At 60.3% G+C, this 16176-nt stretch carries 14 protein-coding genes and 1 pseudogene; 9 read left to right on the forward strand and 6 right to left on the reverse strand.

Features of this window, described 5'->3' with window-relative positions:
- Positions 1-144 precede the first annotated feature (144 nt).
- From rpmB to ACVWVY_RS04210, 9 genes and pseudogenes are all read left to right on the forward strand, one after another.
- A complete protein-coding gene (gene rpmB, locus ACVWVY_RS04170) occupies positions 145-453 on the forward strand; it encodes a 50S ribosomal protein L28 (RefSeq protein WP_456625190.1) in 309 nt (102 codons plus the stop codon).
- Between the two features lie 155 nt (positions 454-608).
- Positions 609-2201, forward strand: a complete 1593-nt coding sequence (locus ACVWVY_RS04175) for an ATP-dependent nuclease (protein ID WP_456625191.1) — start codon at positions 609-611, stop codon at positions 2199-2201.
- Between the two features lie 3 nt (positions 2202-2204).
- Positions 2205-3275 carry a UvrD-helicase domain-containing protein gene (locus ACVWVY_RS04180; protein WP_456625192.1) on the forward strand — a complete coding sequence of 357 codons (1071 nt, stop codon included), beginning with the start codon at positions 2205-2207 and terminating at the stop codon, positions 3273-3275.
- Between the two features lie 51 nt (positions 3276-3326).
- The gene (locus ACVWVY_RS04185) at positions 3327-4469 is read left to right on the forward strand and encodes a hypothetical protein (RefSeq protein WP_456625193.1); all 1143 of its coding nucleotides are present in this window, start codon (positions 3327-3329) and stop codon (positions 4467-4469) included.
- Between the two features lie 185 nt (positions 4470-4654).
- Positions 4655-4765 (forward strand): annotated as a pseudogene (locus tag ACVWVY_RS04190) (phospholipase effector Tle1 domain-containing protein); the annotation flags it as partial.
- 904 nt (positions 4766-5669) lie between these two features.
- Positions 5670-5996: a type II toxin-antitoxin system RelE/ParE family toxin gene (locus ACVWVY_RS04195; RefSeq protein WP_456625194.1), complete on the forward strand. Its 327-nt coding sequence runs from the start codon at positions 5670-5672 to the stop codon at positions 5994-5996.
- Between the two features lie 5 nt (positions 5997-6001).
- A complete protein-coding gene (locus ACVWVY_RS04200; RefSeq protein ID WP_456625195.1) occupies positions 6002-6328 on the forward strand; it encodes a transcriptional regulator in 327 nt (108 codons plus the stop codon).
- Positions 6329-6447: 119 nt separating this feature from the next.
- Positions 6448-7734 (forward strand): DUF2235 domain-containing protein, encoded by a 1287-nt coding sequence (locus ACVWVY_RS04205; protein WP_456625196.1) that lies wholly within the window; start codon positions 6448-6450, stop codon positions 7732-7734.
- 349 nt (positions 7735-8083) lie between these two features.
- A complete protein-coding gene (locus tag ACVWVY_RS04210) occupies positions 8084-9208 on the forward strand; it encodes a DUF2336 domain-containing protein (protein ID WP_456625197.1) in 1125 nt (374 codons plus the stop codon).
- Between the two features lie 127 nt (positions 9209-9335).
- Here the strand turns inward: ACVWVY_RS04210 and ACVWVY_RS04215 are convergent, their stop codons facing one another.
- From ACVWVY_RS04215 to ACVWVY_RS04240, 6 genes are all read right to left on the reverse strand, one after another.
- On the reverse strand, positions 9336-10436 hold the full coding sequence (locus ACVWVY_RS04215) for an LLM class flavin-dependent oxidoreductase (protein ID WP_456625198.1): 1101 nt from the start codon (positions 10434-10436) through the stop codon (positions 9336-9338).
- A 129-nt stretch (positions 10437-10565) separates the two neighbouring features.
- The gene (locus ACVWVY_RS04220) at positions 10566-11678 is read right to left on the reverse strand and encodes an NADH:flavin oxidoreductase/NADH oxidase (RefSeq protein WP_456625199.1); all 1113 of its coding nucleotides are present in this window, start codon (positions 11676-11678) and stop codon (positions 10566-10568) included.
- Between the two features lie 92 nt (positions 11679-11770).
- Positions 11771-12733: a Bug family tripartite tricarboxylate transporter substrate binding protein gene (locus ACVWVY_RS04225; RefSeq protein WP_456625200.1), complete on the reverse strand. Its 963-nt coding sequence runs from the start codon at positions 12731-12733 to the stop codon at positions 11771-11773.
- 56 nt (positions 12734-12789) lie between these two features.
- Complete coding sequence (locus ACVWVY_RS04230) at positions 12790-13860, reverse strand: esterase-like activity of phytase family protein (protein ID WP_456625201.1); 1071 nt, start codon at positions 13858-13860, stop codon at positions 12790-12792.
- Between the two features lie 4 nt (positions 13861-13864).
- Positions 13865-15766 (reverse strand): cobaltochelatase subunit CobT, encoded by a 1902-nt coding sequence (gene cobT / locus ACVWVY_RS04235; protein ID WP_456625202.1) that lies wholly within the window; start codon positions 15764-15766, stop codon positions 13865-13867.
- Complete coding sequence (locus ACVWVY_RS04240; RefSeq protein WP_456625203.1) at positions 15763-16173, reverse strand: GNAT family N-acetyltransferase; 411 nt, start codon at positions 16171-16173, stop codon at positions 15763-15765. Before ACVWVY_RS04240 ends, cobT begins: the two co-directional genes overlap by 4 nt.
- Between the last annotated feature and the right edge of the window lie 3 nt (positions 16174-16176).

Genomic DNA, 16176 nt, shown 5'->3' on the forward strand with positions numbered 1-16176 from the left:
ACGGGCGCCATGCCGCCCAAAAACCTTGACCGGATGGCCATCTCCCCCTATACGACCGCAGTTCCTGGAAATGGACGCGATTTTGGACCCCCGCGCAGCCGCGAGATGCGCTTGCCTATGGCGGGGATGGAAGAGGATTTTCAGATGTCCCGGCGCTGCGAACTGACGGCCAAGGGCCCCCAGGTGGGCCACAAGGTGAGCCACTCGAACATCAAGACCAAGCGGCGCTTCCTGCCGAACCTGGTCAACGTCACCTTCATCTCGGACGCGCTCGCCCGCAACGTGCGCCTGCGCGTCTCGACCAATGCGCTCAAGAGCGTCGACCACAATGGCGGCCTCGACGCCTACCTGATCAAGGCCAAGGCCGACCTGCTCTCCCCCCGTGCGCTGGATCTGAAGCGCGCCATCGAGAAGAAGGTCGGCAAGCCGGTGTTCGTGAAGAAGGCGAGCTGAGACTTAGCTACATCGGCGGATCAGAGTTTGGAGCGGCCGGGTCGAAAGACCCGGCCGTTTTTGTTTTAAGCCTTGTTGTTGGTTAACTTCGAGCGAAACTGCTACCATTAGTTGCACGCAAATCCGAATCGACAGAAGGCTGGGGAGCATTCGTCGTGAATATCTCGAAGGTCGTGATTCGAAATTATCGCTGCTTGCCCGCAACAACTGTTCTGCTGAACAAGCACCTGAATATTATTGTTGGCGACAACGAATGCGGCAAATCAACCTTTCTAGAGGCCATATATCTCGCGCTAAGTGGCCAATTGAACGGGCGGCATATCCAAGCGGAATTGCATCCTCATCTGTTTAACTCTGCCACTGTTTCGAATTACGTCAGATCCCTCAGCAGCAAGGCTCCAGCACCGCCGCCTAGCATTCTAGTTGAGTTGTATTTTGCAAACGATTCCGCGCTCGCAAGACTAAAGGGACAAAACAACTCGCTAAAGGAGGATACTCCAGGCGTGAAGCTCTCGATTGAGTTCAACGAAGAGTATCGGAGCGAATATGGTGTTTACGTTGCTGACCCAACGCTCATAAAAACCATCCCGATAGAATACTATGTAGTCCGATGGCGCGACTTCGCAGACAATGAGGTCACATCGCGCTCAATACCGATAAAGCCTAGCTTTATCGATGCGAGCACAATCAGAAATAACGCGGCTGCCAGCCGCTACGTCCTCGACTTGATCAAAGACGGCCTTAGCAAAAAAGATCAAGTCGACTTGGCACTTTCATATCGACTTTTGAAGGATAAGTTTCTTGCCGAGGAGAAGGTCAGAGAGATCAACAAGGCACTCGACAAGAAGAAAGACGTTGTTTCCAACAAATCCTTGTCGATCTCGCTGGATACATCGTCGCGCGCCGGTTGGGAAGTCAATGTAATCCCACATCTAGACGACATCCCCATGACCCTTGTTGGGAAGGGCGAGCAAAACAGCGTCAAGATTAAGCTAGCGATGGAAACGTCGGCAGAGTCGCACCTCTTCCTGATCGAGGAAATAGAGAATCATCTGGCATTCTCCAATTTGAGCGTGCTCCTTAAACACATCTCAGATCGCCTCAACAACCGGCAACTCATCATCACGACCCATAGCAGCTTTGTACTTAACAAACTCGGCGTCGATTCAGTTTTGATGTTTCGCGCAGGCAATGCGACCACACTACGGGCCCTTCAAAAAGAGACATACGATTATTTCATGAAGCTTCCGGGCTACGACACTCTCAGACTCATTCTTTCGAAACGAGCTGTTCTGGTTGAGGGCCCATCCGATGAACTAATTGTGCAAAAAGCATACTTGATGAGCTTCGGGAAAATGCCTCTAGAGATGGGTATCGACGTGATCTCTGTAAGCTCGCTCGCCTTTAAGCGTTTCTTGGAGATCGCCGACATTCTCAGCATCGACGTTGACGTCGTCACAGACAACGACGGCGACGTCGAAAAGCTAGAACGTAAATACAAAGACTACCTCAATCATCGCACTATCGACATAGAATACGACCGAGACGAAGATTTTGCGACGCTAGAGCCGCAACTATTGCGGAGCAACGGTCGCGAACTTGTAAATGCCATTCTCGAAAAGTCTTTTGATACCGATGATGAACTCCTAAAATACATGTCGGACCACAAAACAGAATGCGCACTAAAATTCTTTGAGACTCAACTTAGTTGGACAGTACCTGATTACATTTCCAATGCCGTATATTAGCTCATGAGCGAAGTCATAATTGCCGCGGCCGGCGGGGGGAAGACGACAAGAATCGTACAGCGAGCCTTGGAACGATCGGCCGAGCGATCCGCGCTTGTGACTTACACTCAGAATAACGTTCAGGAGATTGCAGGCAAACTCTATACTATTAATCGATCGATCCCACCGCATACCGAAGTGTGGTCTTGGTACTCATTCCTCTTGCGAGAGTTAGCGCGCCCTTATCAATCTGCATTAATACAATGGCGCATTAAGGGAATTCATTGGAGTCAACAACGATCGGACCGTTTTGCTAAACAATCAAACACTGAACGCTTCTACTTTGATTCGGACAAGCTCATATATTCCGACAAAATCGCTCAGTTCATCTGCGCATGCGACAACGCATCGCAAGGGGCCGTAGTACGACGATTAGAGCAGCGCTTCGATCGAATCTACATCGACGAGGTTCAAGATCTCGCTGGCTACGATCTTGACTTAGTAGAATTAATCCTCCGCTCAAAGATACGAGTGACCTTAGTCGGCGATCATCGGCAATCAACTTTCCGAACCAACAATTCCGCGCGAAATCGTGGATATGTCGGCACCAAGATCAAGAAGAAGTTCCAAGAATGGAATACGGCGGGACTTTGTGAAGTCACCAATGAACTAGACACCTATCGCTGCAATCAAAGCATCGCCGCTTTTGCGGACAACCTTTTTCCGGACGACCCAAGGACAATTTCTCACAATCTGTCGGATACAGGGCACGATGGAGTTTTTTACATCCACTCCCGCGAAGTTGACGAATATATGAAAAAGTATCGCCCTCAAGTTTTGCGACTCGACGTCAAGACTGACTGTTCCGGATACGACGCGCTTAACTTCGGCGAGTCCAAGGGACTATCATTTGACCGCGTTCTTATTTTTCCACATCAACTTGGGAAAAGGTGGCTCTCCACTGGGGACTCTTCCTACGTTTCAGGATCCGCCTCAAAACTGTACGTAGGCATAACGCGCGCACGATACAGCGTAACATTCGTCCTGGACGAAGAACCAAAAGCAGCGAACATCACGAGCTACACTGCGAGTTAGCTCAAGATCCACTACGTTATCAGATTTGGCTCCTAAGGCTTAACGACAGAGATGACATCGAAAAAGGACAACGATTCCGCCAAGCAACTTTGGGAGCAAGTATTTGCCAATCTGGCGAACGAAGAAGGCGCCGCCTTGATGGATCCAGAGCACGATTCCGCGGAAGACGAAGCGCGAATGGCAAAGGGCCTTCGAGACTCCGGATGGAGCGAAGATACCATTCGACTTGTAACAGAACGGGGTCGAATGCAGCAAGCCACCGCTTCTGTAACGAGCCCTGGCGTGAATCCCTCCGTTGAGTTGCATCTTGATAGGCTATGCAACGAGGTTGAAGCTGCGATGGATTATCTCAAACTGAACTCTCACGCCAAAATAGCGCGCGGCGTCGAGCCGCGCGCTTGGGCGACGGCTGCTAAGATAAATGTGATTATGACAGAAGAGAGCATCGTCACAGTAAGTGCATTTCTTTTTCGGTTTTGCGGCCTGATTGCTCGCGCATTTCTTCGAACGGTACGCGCGGACCCCTTTGGTTGGGATGGCGAAGAGTTCGATCTGAAAAGCGCATGCACGACCTTGTGCCGCGCTCCGGGGCTCGTTCAATATTGGCTCAGAATCTACCTCTCCTTTGCGATGACCGGAACGCATGTGCTCACCCAGTACAAACCGTCGACCCCCGACGAAATCATAGCCTTCGAGGACATCGCCTGTGCGATGGAGATATTCGTGGTCGCCCATGAGTACGGCCATCATCATCACCGGCACGGGAAGGACCTTGATGCGGATTCAAGTAATGAAGAGTTTGAAGCTGATCAATTCGCACTGCGCATCGGTACTGCGCTAGAAGCGTCTGGCCATTGGATCCAAAATCCGTATCTGTCTTCGGGGGCTGGAGGCATCGTGCTATTGCTCGCCCTAAGAACGCTTAGAGAGACCGAACAGGCTCTTGGTTCGACCGAGGAAGGCATTCTCGATACTCATCCAGAAGTTCTTGAACGGATCAAGAGATTTGACAGCGTAGCAGCGCTAAACCCGGCCGAGTTTCAACGACTCAAGAGATTCAGGACGGCAGCCGAACGTGTGATGACAGTAGTACACGCCATATTGCTACCGGCCATCCGGGGCTTGCCGCCTGATCTACTTGAAGATCTGCACGATCTTCAGATGAAAGTAGGAAAGCCGCTGCGAGGAAGGTAGCAGCTTCGTTCACTCGGTCGGACAGACGGCGGGCACGGAATGTAGCGACAATTTCGAGCAAGCTAGCGCGGCACGGCTCAAGTCCTCCACGTCACCGCGCACTGACAGACAGTCTAGCTCAAGACTTGCCCAACAACCCCCAAAGTTCTGCTATGCTCGCTAAGGTAGCATTGGAGAGCACTACCATGCGCAACATCATCATCTGCTGCGACAGCACCGGCAACGAGATTTCCGAGAACATCTCCAATGTGCTGAAGCTCTATCGCTGCCCGCGCAAGACGGAGAAGACCCAGCCGTAAAAAAACAGCGGGGTTGGCCGATGGTGGAGCGGCGGGACCTTTTCAGGATTTGCCAAACACTGCCGATCAGCGACGCGGAAAAAAACCGCCGACCGGCGGGCGGAGATGCCCGCGCGGCAGTTCGTCAGGTTTTATCGTTCATCCGCTAGGTCGCGGAACCTAGCATATGCGGCAGCGTCCCCAGCGTGCGCAGCAGCCGCCGACCCCGCAGCCACCGCAACCACCGCAGCCACGCACAGCACAGCCACGGCAAGCGCGGCAGCCACGGCAACCACCGCAACCCCGGCGAACAACAACGACGGCGAGCTGCATCATGTCGCTGCGAGCGATTTCCTTATCGGAGAGATAGAACGTGGCGAGACTGACGTCGGCCATTTCCTCTTCGCCAAGAACGAAGCGCTGATCGGGCGGGATGTTGTGAGACGGCGGAAAATCAGCAGTGGGCATCGTGTTCGCGGATGCGCTGCCGCCCAGCGAAAGTCCCAGTCCGGCTGTACCGAGTGCCGTTGCGGCGACGGCTTTGGTTGTGCGCGCGTGCTTCGAAGCTTGCTTCACTCTTGGCATGGTCGCGTCCTTCGTTGTTGTGAGGGTCGACTTGACATCGCAAGTGTGCCGTACGTCTAGAAATGCAACCTAGCGCATCCGGTTCCCCTTTGCGCGAAGGCTTTTTTGAATTGCAACAGGTGCAATAGAGAGGGGATGGATATTGAGGCAGCAACGCTGTCCAAACGTGTCACGGGCGAGACGCCCGCATGAGACCTTGACCCGTTGCTGCCTCGGACAAGCCAAGACTCGCTCCGATCCGGGGGTCGGCACGCTGGAGCGGCCGGACCCGTGGCAGGATTTCAACGCTGCTCGCGGCCAGAGTCGGCTTGCATTATAGTAACATATATGATACCAAATGATACGGATTGAGGAATACGTTTCGGAAGGAAGCAGCCCCTTCCGCCGCTGGTTCGACGATCTCGACACACAGGCCGCGGCGAGCGTGACGGTCGCGATCGAGCGGCTCGCCGAGGGCAATACGTCGAACGTCAAGCCGATCGGCGAAGGCGCTGCCGAACTGAAGATCAATCGCGGACCTGGCTATCGCGTTTACTTCGGATGGGACGGCAAGGTGCTGGTCATTCTGCTTGGCGGGGGGACCAAGCGGAGGCAGCAGAACGACATCGAGGCCGCGCTGCGCCGCTGGCGCGATTACAAGAAACGCAAGCGCAGTGAAGGATGACGCCCATGCCACTGACCCGGAATTTTCGCGACACGGTGCGGGCGCGGGCGGAGCGCGAGCCCGCCTTTCGCCGGGCGCTGTTTCAGGAGGCGGTGCAGGCCCTGCTGCAGGGCGAGACCGATGAGGGCCGCGCGGCGCTACGGGCCTATATCAACGCAACTGTTGGATTCGACCGGCTGGGGGTGGTGCTCAAGCGTTCGCCGAAAAGCCTGATGCGGATGTTCGGGCCGGACGGCAATCCCACCGCCGAGAACCTGCTCGGCGTCATCGGCGCATTGCAGGAAGAAACCGGGGTGCACCTGAAGATTCGCGCCGTCACCGAGGCAGCCTGAAGAGGCTCCAATCTCACGCCCCGAAATGCCGTGGATGACGCGCGTTAGGCGCTCGCGGCGTCATACAAAATTCCCGAAATCAGCTATACTCGCCTAGGTAGCGTCGGGGGAATACTACCATGCGCAATATCATCATCTGCTGCGACGGCACCGGCAACGAGATTTCCGAAAACATTTCCAACGTCTTGAAGCTCTATCGCTGCCTGCGCAAGACGGAGAAGACACAGCCGCGGCAGCTCGTGTTTTACGATCCGGGGGTCGGCACGCTGGAGCGGCCGGACCCGTGGCACAAATTGAAGCAGGATTTCAACGCCATCCTGGGCTTGGCCACCGGCTATGGGCTCGATGACAACGTGCTCGCGGCCTATTCCTTCCTGGTCCACACCTATCAGGCCGGCGACCAGATCTACCTGTTCGGCTTTTCCCGCGGCGCCTATACCGTGCGGGTGCTGGCGGGGCTCATTCATAAAGTCGGCCTGATCACGCCGGAGCAGGTCAATCTCGCGGGCTCAGGCCTGATCGCCTACAAGCAGTTCTCCTCCGACGAGGCGCCGAAGCTGCGCGCGAAGATCAAGTCGGCCGTCGATGTCGCCGCCGCGGAAGACGCAGCTCCGCAGACCGCCTTCGACAACGCCGCGCAATTCGCACGCATCACCTCGACGCGCTGGCCCACCATCCGCTTTGTCGGCGTCTGGGATACGGTCGCGAGCGTGATCGTGCCGCGGGCCGATCGCTTCTATTGGCCGAGCCTGGAGGAGCTGGCATTCACGCTTGTGAACCCGAGCGTGCAGACGTTCCGGCAGGCGATCTCGATGGACGAGCGGCGCTGCATGTTCCGCCTCAAGAAGTGGGACGACCCGCAGACCTACAAGCACAACCGCTTCAACGACGCGCATGCCGAGCCGCAGGATATTTTGCAGGTGTGGTTCGCAGGCGTCCATGCCGATATCGGCGGCGGCTATCCGGAAAGGCAAAGCGGGCTCTCCAAATATCCGCTGCTCTGGATGATCGACGAGGCGACGAAATGCGGCCTGCAGGTCAACCAGGCCACCGTCAACCAGCTCGCCTGGGGCATTCAGCGCAAGGGCTCACCGTTCTCCTATGTCGTGCCTGACGTGCGCGGCGACCTGCACACCTCGCTGAAGGGCCCGTGGTGGATCCTCGAATACATTCCGAAGAGCGCGACCTACAAGGAATGGCCGGCTCGAAAAGTCCATTTCGGCTATTACATCCCCGACGCCGAACCGCGCTTCATTCCCGACGGCGCGATGATCCACGAATCCGCGCTTGAGCGCATGGACGCGATGCCGAGCTACCGGCCGGTGAACTTGCCGAAGCATTTCGAGAAGTTTCCAATGCCAGCGGCGCCGGCGCATGCGTCCGCAGAGGTGGAAGAGGATGCGTAGTTTCGTAGGGTGGGCAAAGCGAAGCGTGCCCACCATTCACGGCGTCACTCTATCCGTTCGTCATTGCGAGCGAAGCGAAGCAATCCATGGTTCAACGCGGGGATAGATGGATTGCTTCGCTGCGCTCGCAATGACGTGGAGAGAGCGGGGGGCCTCGTGGTTCGAGACGCGCGGCGTTGCCGCCTACGGAAGCCGCGCCGCACCGCTCGGCCACTGGCCTAGCACCCCCGCAATCTTACGGCCCCATTCCCGCCGCCTCCCGACCCAAATGGTTTACGGATCGTTCAACACTGCCCCCTATTCTCAACGCTCCGCTGCCAGAACCGGCTTGAAACGCTCAGGACGAGCGATGTTGGAACGATCGATCGCCGACGAAGTCGAGGCGGCCATCAAGGCCGGCTCGACGGAAAAACATCTGGATACGCTGAGGCAGGTCACCGACCTGTTTCTGGTGTCCGCCGACGGCTATTCCGGCGAACAGATCGAGCTGTTCGGCGACGTGCTGGAACGGCTGATCCGCACCGTCGAGCTGCGCGCGCTGGCCGATGTCTCGGCGCGCATTGCGCTCGCCGAAATGAGCACGCAGCTCGCTTCCATCAAGCAGGCGCCGGCGACCGTGGTCCGCCGCCTGGCGCAGAATGACGAGATTTCGATCGCGCGGCCCGTGCTGACCGAATCGGCGCGGCTTTCGGCCGACGATCTGGTCGCGCTCGCGCAAACCAAGGGCGAGCAGCATCTGCTCGCGATCTCCGGGCGCTGGTGGCTGACCGAGATCGTCACCGATGCGCTGTTGAAGCGGCACTACCCTTCCGTCAGCCGGCGGCTCGTCACCAATCCCGGCGCGCGGATGTCGGCTTCAGGCTATGCCGTCGTGCTGAAGCAGGCGGAGAGCGATCCTGATCTGGCGGTCGAGACCGGCATTCGCGTCGACCTGCCGGCCGAGCAGCGCCAGCAATTGTTGCGCAGCGCCACCGAGGCCGTGCGCACGCGGCTGTTGTCGCGCGCCCCGCCGCATCTGTTCGAGGATATCAGGAGCGCGATCGCCGTCGCCGCCGCCGGCGCCAACCGCGAAATGTCGCGCACGCGCGATTTCAACGCGGCCCGCCGCTTCGTCGCAGCACTTGCGAAACACGGCAAGCTCAGCGAGCCGGAGTTGCTGGCGTTTGCGAAAGAGCGGAAATACGCCGAGACGGTTGCGGCGCTGGCCGAATTATCCGGCTCGACCATCGATGTGATCCGCCCCGTCATGCAGAGCCTGCGCGACGACGGCGTGCTGATCCCCTGCCGCGTCGCCGGATTGAATTGGGATACGGTCGCAGCCGTGCTCGACAGCCGCTTCGCCTCGGGCAGCATGGGCCGCCTTGAACTGGCGAAAGCCAAGGAGCAATACGGCAAGCTGACGGTCGAAAGCGCCCGGCGCCTGCTGAAATTCTGGCAAGTCCGCGCCGCCGACGCACCGCCGAAAACGGGTTGAGGGAGGGCGAAGCGCGAGCGGCGACGCACCTCTCCGTCATTGCGAGCGCAGCGAAGCAATCCATCTATCCGTTATGCTGCGATATGGATTGCTTCGTCGCTTCGCTCCTCGCAATGACGTACGCGAATCACGCCGCCTTGGTCAGGCCCGCGTCGAGATGCTTCAGCCGTGGCATCACTTCCTGCTTCAACAGGCGCAGCGAATTGTGCCACGCCTCCGGCTTGTGCTTGTAGTCGAAGCCGAACACCAGGAGCGTGCCGAAGCCGCCGACCTCGTGATAGATTTTTTCGATCTTCTCGGTGACGGTCGCAGGCGAGCCGACGATCCAGTTGTTGCGGGCGCAATATTCGGCGGTGACGTCGCTGTCCGCCACGTCGGGAGAGGCCTTCAGATAATCCTTGAAGCCGAAATGGCCGAGCAGAGGCAGAAAATATTCGGTCATCATCCGGCCCATCATGTCGCCGACCGACAGCCGCCATGCCTCTTCGTCGGTGTCGGCGATGAAGACTTCGCGCACCAGCCGCCAGTCCTGCCGATTGGGCTTGCGTCCGGTCCTGGCAGCACCGATCTCAACCGATTCCCAGTGGCTGCCGACATAGGCCGGGTTGAGGTTGAGGCTCATCGGAATGAAGCCGCGCTCGCCCGCAAGCTTGAGCGTGTCCGAACCTTTCGACAGGCCGGCGACGCCGATCGGCGGGTGCGGCGCCTGCACCGGCTTGAGGTGGGGCTTGAGGAAGTCGAACATGGTGTCGGGCTTGCTCACGGTCCAGAACTTTCCGGTGTGGGTCCAGGGTGCGTCCTCGGTCCACATCTTCAAAATGATCTCCAGTGCCTCGCGGGTCATGTCGCGGTTCTGGCCGGACATGCCGTCGACGTTGAACATCGCCCAGTCGCTCGGCAGGCCCGATGCCGCGACGCCGAAATTCAGCCGTCCCCCGGAGAGGTGATCGAGCATCGCGACGCGGTTGGCGAGTTCGGCCGGGTGATGATACGGCAGCAGGAAACCACCGGGGCCGAGACGGATATTTTTGGTCTGCAAAAACGCCTGCGCCAGCAGGAGATCGGGCGAGGGATGCGGTTCCCAGGGCGCAGTGTGGTGCTCGCCGATCCAGGCTTCCTGATAGCCGAGCTCATCGAGCCATCGCAGCGTCTGCAGGTCCCAGTCGTGACCCTCTTTCAATCCGCACTCCGGCGGATGGGACGGCATCGTAAAATATCCGATCTCCATGGGGTGTCCTCTCGCTGTTCGTTTTTTGAAAGCGCGTCTGTCGCGCGCAAGCGAGAGCATAGCATGCGAGGCGTATGGCCGAGATATGTCGAATCGGATGGGCAGAAGTTCGCGCGGCGGAGTGACGCGCTACCTCGTCCCGAACGTGGTGGCGCCGAACAGCGCCTTCTGCGTCGAGGGCTGCGAGCGCCAGTATTGCGGTGGGGCAAAAACCTCGCCGCCGAGTTCGGCCGCGGCATGCCAGCCCCAGCGCGGATCGTAGAGCATGGCGCGGGCGAGTGCGACCATGTCGGCCTTGCCGGAGGCGACGATCTCCTCGGCCTGCTTCGCTTCCGTGATCAGGCCGACGGCGATGGTGGTGAGATCCGTCGCCTCGCGGATCGCCTGCGCGAACGGAACCTGGTAGCCGGGGCCGAGCGGAATTTTTTGCAACGGCGACACGCCGCCCGAGGAGGCGTCGATCCAGTCGACGCCGCGCGCCTTGAGTTCGTGCGCAAATTGAATCGTCTGCTCAAGATCCCAGCCGCCCTCGACCCAGTCGGTACAGGAGACGCGCAATCCCACTGGCTTGTCGTGCGGGAACGCCGCACGCACCGCGTCGAACACCTCGAGCGGAAAGCGCATGCGATTAGCCAACGAGCCGCCATACTGATCGGTGCGCCGGTTTGATATCGGCGACAGGAACTGATGCAGGAGATAGCCGTGCGCGGAGTGCACCTCGATGGCGTCGATGCCGAGCCGCTCGGCGCGCTTCGTGGCGGCCACGAAGGCGTCGCGCACGCGCTTCAATCCCGCCGCGTCGAACGCGAGCGGCGGCGTCTCGCCCTCCTTGTGCGGGATCGCCGAAGGCCCCTCCGCCCGCCAGCCGCCTTCGGCCAGCGGGATCAGTTGCCCGCCGTCCCATGGCGTGTGGCTCGAGGCCTTGCGGCCAGCATGCGCGAGCTGGATCATCACCTTAGCCTTCGAGCGCTTGCGCACCGAGGCGAGAATGGGCTTCAGCGCGGCCTCGGTGGCGTCGTTGTAGAGACCGAGACAGCCGGGCGTGATGCGGCCGATCGCCTCCACCGCGGTCGCCTCGATGCAGAAGATCGCGGCGCCCGACAGCGCCAGCGAATTGACGTGGGTGAAGTGCCAGTCATTGGCCTCGCCGTCGACGGACGAGTACTGGCACATCGGCGCCACCATGATGCGGTTGGCAAGCGGGAGGCCGCGCAGCTTGATCGGGGTAAACAAAGCGCTCATGGGCTGGGGCATCCGGACCGGAGGGAAAGCGACCCGCCATGTCTAGCGAGCCGTTCCCCTCTCCTCAACCCGCCGGGATTGCAACCCTCCCCCTACGGCTTGATGCCCGCGGCCTTGATCAGCTCCAGATTGGCCGCCGTCTCGCGCTTGACGAGGTCGTCCATCTCGGCCGGCTTCATCGGCATCGGCTCGATGCCGAGCTTTTTCAGGCTCGCCTGCATCGCCGGATCGGTCAGCACCTTCTTGCCAGCCGCATGCAGCTTCTCGACGACCTCGCGCGGCGTCTTTACCGGCGCGAACACGCCGAACCAGATCACGCTGTCGGCGTCCTTCAAGCCGATCTCGACCGGTGTCGGCACGTCAGGCAGATCGGCGACGCGCTTTGGCGTCGAGACCACGAGCGCGCGGACCTGGCCCTCGCGGATCAGCGGCAGCGCGGTCGCGAGCGGGCAGAAATACAGGTCGATCCGCCCGCCCAGGATATCGGCGATCACCTCGGGGCCGGCGCGATACGGCACATGCGTGGCCTCGATGCCGGCGGCAAGGCGGAATTTCTCGGCGCTGATATGCACGGCGCTGCCGATGCCGACCGAACCGAACGAGATCGAGCCGGGTTTGGCCTTGGCGTCCGCGATGAAGTCCTGGATGGCTTTCCAGGACCGCTCCTTCGGCACGATCATCACGTTGGCGCTGGATCCGATCATGAGCACCGAGGCGAGGTCGCGGCTGACGTCGAAGCTCGCGCTCGGAAAAATCGCCGGCGCAATCGTCAGCGCCGACGACTGGGCGAGAATGCTGTAGCCATCGGGATCGGCTTTGGCGACCTGCGCCGAACCGAGCACGCCGCCGCCGCCGGCGCGATTCTCGATCACGATCGGCTGGCCGAGTTCGGCGGAGAGACGTTCGAACACCAGCCGCGGCACCACGTCGGCCGCGCTACCGGGGCCGAACGGAATGGTCGCTTTGATCAGCCGCGACGGCCAGTTGTCGGCATGCGCCGTGGAGGCCGTCCAGAAGCTGGCCAATACGCAAATAACGCGAAGGGACTTGTTCATCAAAGGCTCCGTTTCATCGGCCGAAGCGTTGCAAGAACCGTTCCGGTATTCGCCGGTCACTCCACCAGCGTGAACTGCAGCAGCAGATTGCGCTGGATCAGCGAGAAATTGTCGTCGGAGATCAGCGTCAGCACCGTTTCGCCCTCCGGCGTGACGTGGGCGTCGATGCCTTCCATGTTGTCGATCTCGTGGCCAAGATCGGCCTCGAAGATCGAAGGCCCGTCGATGACAGCGCCGGGGGCCAGCGAGGCAAGCGGGACGCGACGGATGCGGATGCCGACCCCGCCGATCCAGGAGAATTTGCGTTCCAGCAGCAACAGGGAGCCTGACGGCAGCAGCACCGCGTCGCTGATATCGAAATTGTCGGTACGGTGGATCGAAAACTGGCCGGGCGATTTGCCGCCGATCAAAAAGCCAATGATGTTGCCCTGCGCGTCGAGCCCACGTTCGGAGATCGCGATCAGCGTTCCCGCCAACGGCAGGCTCTTTGGCACCATCACCAGCGCCTCGATCCCCTTGTTGTTGGGCAGCTTGCGCGCCGCCGGCGGCAGCGCAACGAGTTCGCCAAGGGCGTGCGTAAAACCTTTGGCAAAATCGAAGCGCAGCAGCTGGTTGACGCGCTCGAGACCGACATAGACCAGCGAGCCGTCGAGCGCGAGCGCCTCGGTATCGAACCAGCCGCGCGAGGTGATCGGCTTGCCGTCGGGACCGAGCATCGGCGAGGCCTCGACGTCGTCGAGCCCGGTCATCTCGCGGCCCTTGTAGACAATGCGCCCCGTGAACCAGCCGCCCTTGTCGCTGATCGCGATGAAGCGATCGCCCTTTGCATCAAGGCGGAGACCCGACAAACCACCGAAGCCGCGAAACCGCGAGGTCAGAATGAGTCCGCTGCGGTATTCGAGCTCGCCAAACCGCACGCGCGACCGGTCGCGGGTGTCGAACGAGGGCAGCGGCCGGGCATTGACTTCGATTGAGACCGGGGTCGTGACCGAGAATTCGTCGGGAACGGCCGGCTTCGGCGGCCGCTGGACGGCCGTTTGCGCCAGCGCCGCCGCAGGTACGGCCGCCACCGAAAACGCCGCCGCGGCATATTTCAAGAGGCGGCGGCGGCCTAAGGGCGGGCGCATGCGCTCACGAGTGCAGGCGGCGCGGCCGGTGATGGCCCGAGGTGGGCGCAGCGCCGTGGGTCTCGCTGAACAATTCGGCGAGCTTTTCGGTGATGGCGCCGCCGAGCTCCTCGGCATCGACGATGGTGACGGCTCGGCGATAGTAGCGCGTGACGTCGTGACCAATGCCGATCGCGATCAGTTCGACCGGCGAGCGGGTCTCGATCTCCTCGATGATGTGACGCAGATGCCGCTCGAGATAATTGCCGGGATTGACCGACAGCGTGGAATCGTCAACCGGCGCACCGTCCGAAATCATCATCAGGATCTTGCGCTGTTCGGCCCGGCCGAGCAGCCGCTTGTGCGCCCAGTCCAGCGCCTCGCCGTCGATGTTCTCCTTCAACAGCCCCTCGCGCATCATCAGGCCGAGATTCTTGCGCGCGCGCCGCCACGGCGCGTCGGCGGATTTGTAGATGATGTGCCTGAGATCATTCAGACGGCCGGGATTGGCCGGCTTGCCGGCGGCCAGCCACGCCTCGCGCGACTGCCCGCCCTTCCAGGCGCGTGTCGTGAAGCCGAGAATCTCGACCTTGACGCCGCAGCGCTCCAGCGTGCGTGCGAGAATGTCGGCACAGGTCGCCGCCACCGTAATCGGGCGGCCGCGCATCGAGCCGGAATTGTCCAAGAGCAGCGTCACGACCGTATCGCGGAAGGTCGCTTCCTTCTCATGCATGAAGGAGAGCGGGTGATAGGGATCGGTCACCACGCGCGACAGCCGCGCCGGATCGAGGATGCCCTCCTCCAGATCGAACTCCCAGGCCCGGTTCTGCTGCGCCATCAATCGACGTTGCAGCCGGTTGGCGAGCCGCGCGACGATGCCCTGCAGATGCGCGAGCTGCTTGTCGAGATAGGAGCGCAAGCGTTCCAGTTCGTCATGGTCGCAGAGATCTTCGGCCGCAATCACCTCGTCGAACTTCGGCGCGAAGGCATGATATTCCGGCCCGCGCGGCTCGTTGGCGCCGCGCGTATTCGGCCGCGTAGCCTCGCCCGGCGTCTCGTCGTCGCCGAGTTCGCCGTCATCGAATGTATCTGATGTGGAGGCCTGCGCACTCTCCATCGCACTTTCCGACATTTCGTCGGTGGAAGCCTGCGCCTGGTCGGCGCTCATTTCCTGCGCCGCGTCGGAATCGGGCGAGCCCTCGGCTCCGGACTGATCGTTCTCGCCGTCCTGATTCTCGTCGTTCTCGTCGTCATCGGCGTCCGCATCGCGCTCGTCGCCGAGATCGAGCGCCGAGAGCAAATCGTGCACGAGATCGCCGAACTTCGCCTGGTCCTCGGTGACGCGGCTGAGCTTGTCGAGCCGGGCGCCGATCTTGTCTTCCAGCACCGGCCGCCAGAGATCCACCATCTTTTTCGCGGCCGTAGGCGGCGCCATGCCGGTCAGCCGCTCGCGCACCAGCATCGCAAGCGCATCCGATAACGGCGCATCGGCGCGATCCGTGATCTCGTCATACTTGCCGCGATGGAAATGATCATCGAGCATCGCGGTGAGGTTTTTCGCCACGCCCGCCATCCGGCGCGAACCGATCGCCTCGACGCGGGCCTGCTCCACCGCCTCGAACACGCCGCGCGCCTGCGGATTTCCCGGCATCAGCTTGCGGTGCACTTTTGGATCGTGACAGGCGAGCTTCAGCGCGATCGAATCGGCATGACCGCGCACGATAGCCGCATCCCGCTTGGTCATCTTGCGGGCGGGCTCGGGCAGCCGCGCCTTGCCCGGCGCGAGGCCGGGGCGCTCGGCCGCGAACGTCACTTCGAGTTCGGGCGCTTTTGCGATCGCACGCAGGCAGGAGGTCACCGCGCGCTTGAAGGGCTCGGTCGGCGCTTCCTTGGATCCGGTACGGAATTTGGAGTTGGATGTGCTCATAGCGCTTTCGTAAACCAGTGCCGCGTGACGCCTTCAGGATAACCTTCGATCGAACCGAATTCCTCGTAACCGCAAGCGCGGTAAAAACCCGGCGCCTGAAAACTCATCGTGTCGAGATAAGACCGCGTGGCCCCAAACTTTCTTGCCTCGTCTTCGATCGCCTTGATCAGTCGTGTCCCGTAATCCTTGCCGCGCAGTTTCTGCTCCATCCAGAACAGCTGGATAAACAGCACCGTGGTCCAGACTTCGCCGACAATCCCGCCGACGATCTGGTCACCGTCGCGCAGCGAGATGGCGAGGCGCTTGTATTTCTGCTTCCCCATCTTTTCGGTGTTGTAACCGATCAGTCCGCCGAGCACCGCCTTCTTGGTTTTTCCAATGGTGCGCTCGACGGAAATTTTCGCCATGAG

This window comes from Bradyrhizobium sp. URHC0002 (assembly GCF_054059515.1).

What these genes read in the sequence shown, in the direction of transcription:
- ACVWVY_RS04180 (WP_456625192.1), top strand. Translation starts at nt 2,205, where the DNA reads ATGAGCGAAGTCATAATTGCCGCGGCCGGCGGGGGGAAGACGACAAGA.
- ACVWVY_RS04195 (WP_456625194.1), top strand. Translation starts at nt 5,670, where the DNA reads ATGATACGGATTGAGGAATACGTTTCGGAAGGAAGCAGCCCCTTCCGC.
- ACVWVY_RS04230 (WP_456625201.1), bottom strand. Translation starts at nt 13,860, where the DNA reads ATGCGCCCGCCCTTAGGCCGCCGCCGCCTCTTGAAATATGCCGCGGCG.
- cobT (WP_456625202.1), bottom strand. Translation starts at nt 15,766, where the DNA reads ATGAGCACATCCAACTCCAAATTCCGTACCGGATCCAAGGAAGCGCCG.
- ACVWVY_RS04185 (WP_456625193.1), top strand. Translation starts at nt 3,327, where the DNA reads ATGACATCGAAAAAGGACAACGATTCCGCCAAGCAACTTTGGGAGCAA.
- ACVWVY_RS04215 (WP_456625198.1), bottom strand. Translation starts at nt 10,436, where the DNA reads ATGGAGATCGGATATTTTACGATGCCGTCCCATCCGCCGGAGTGCGGA.
- ACVWVY_RS04205 (WP_456625196.1), top strand. Translation starts at nt 6,448, where the DNA reads ATGCGCAATATCATCATCTGCTGCGACGGCACCGGCAACGAGATTTCC.
- ACVWVY_RS04200 (WP_456625195.1), top strand. Translation starts at nt 6,002, where the DNA reads ATGCCACTGACCCGGAATTTTCGCGACACGGTGCGGGCGCGGGCGGAG.
- ACVWVY_RS04210 (WP_456625197.1), top strand. Translation starts at nt 8,084, where the DNA reads ATGTTGGAACGATCGATCGCCGACGAAGTCGAGGCGGCCATCAAGGCC.
- rpmB (WP_456625190.1), top strand. Translation starts at nt 145, where the DNA reads ATGTCCCGGCGCTGCGAACTGACGGCCAAGGGCCCCCAGGTGGGCCAC.
- ACVWVY_RS04240 (WP_456625203.1), bottom strand. Translation starts at nt 16,173, where the DNA reads ATGGCGAAAATTTCCGTCGAGCGCACCATTGGAAAAACCAAGAAGGCG.
- ACVWVY_RS04225 (WP_456625200.1), bottom strand. Translation starts at nt 12,733, where the DNA reads ATGAACAAGTCCCTTCGCGTTATTTGCGTATTGGCCAGCTTCTGGACG.
- ACVWVY_RS04220 (WP_456625199.1), bottom strand. Translation starts at nt 11,678, where the DNA reads ATGAGCGCTTTGTTTACCCCGATCAAGCTGCGCGGCCTCCCGCTTGCC.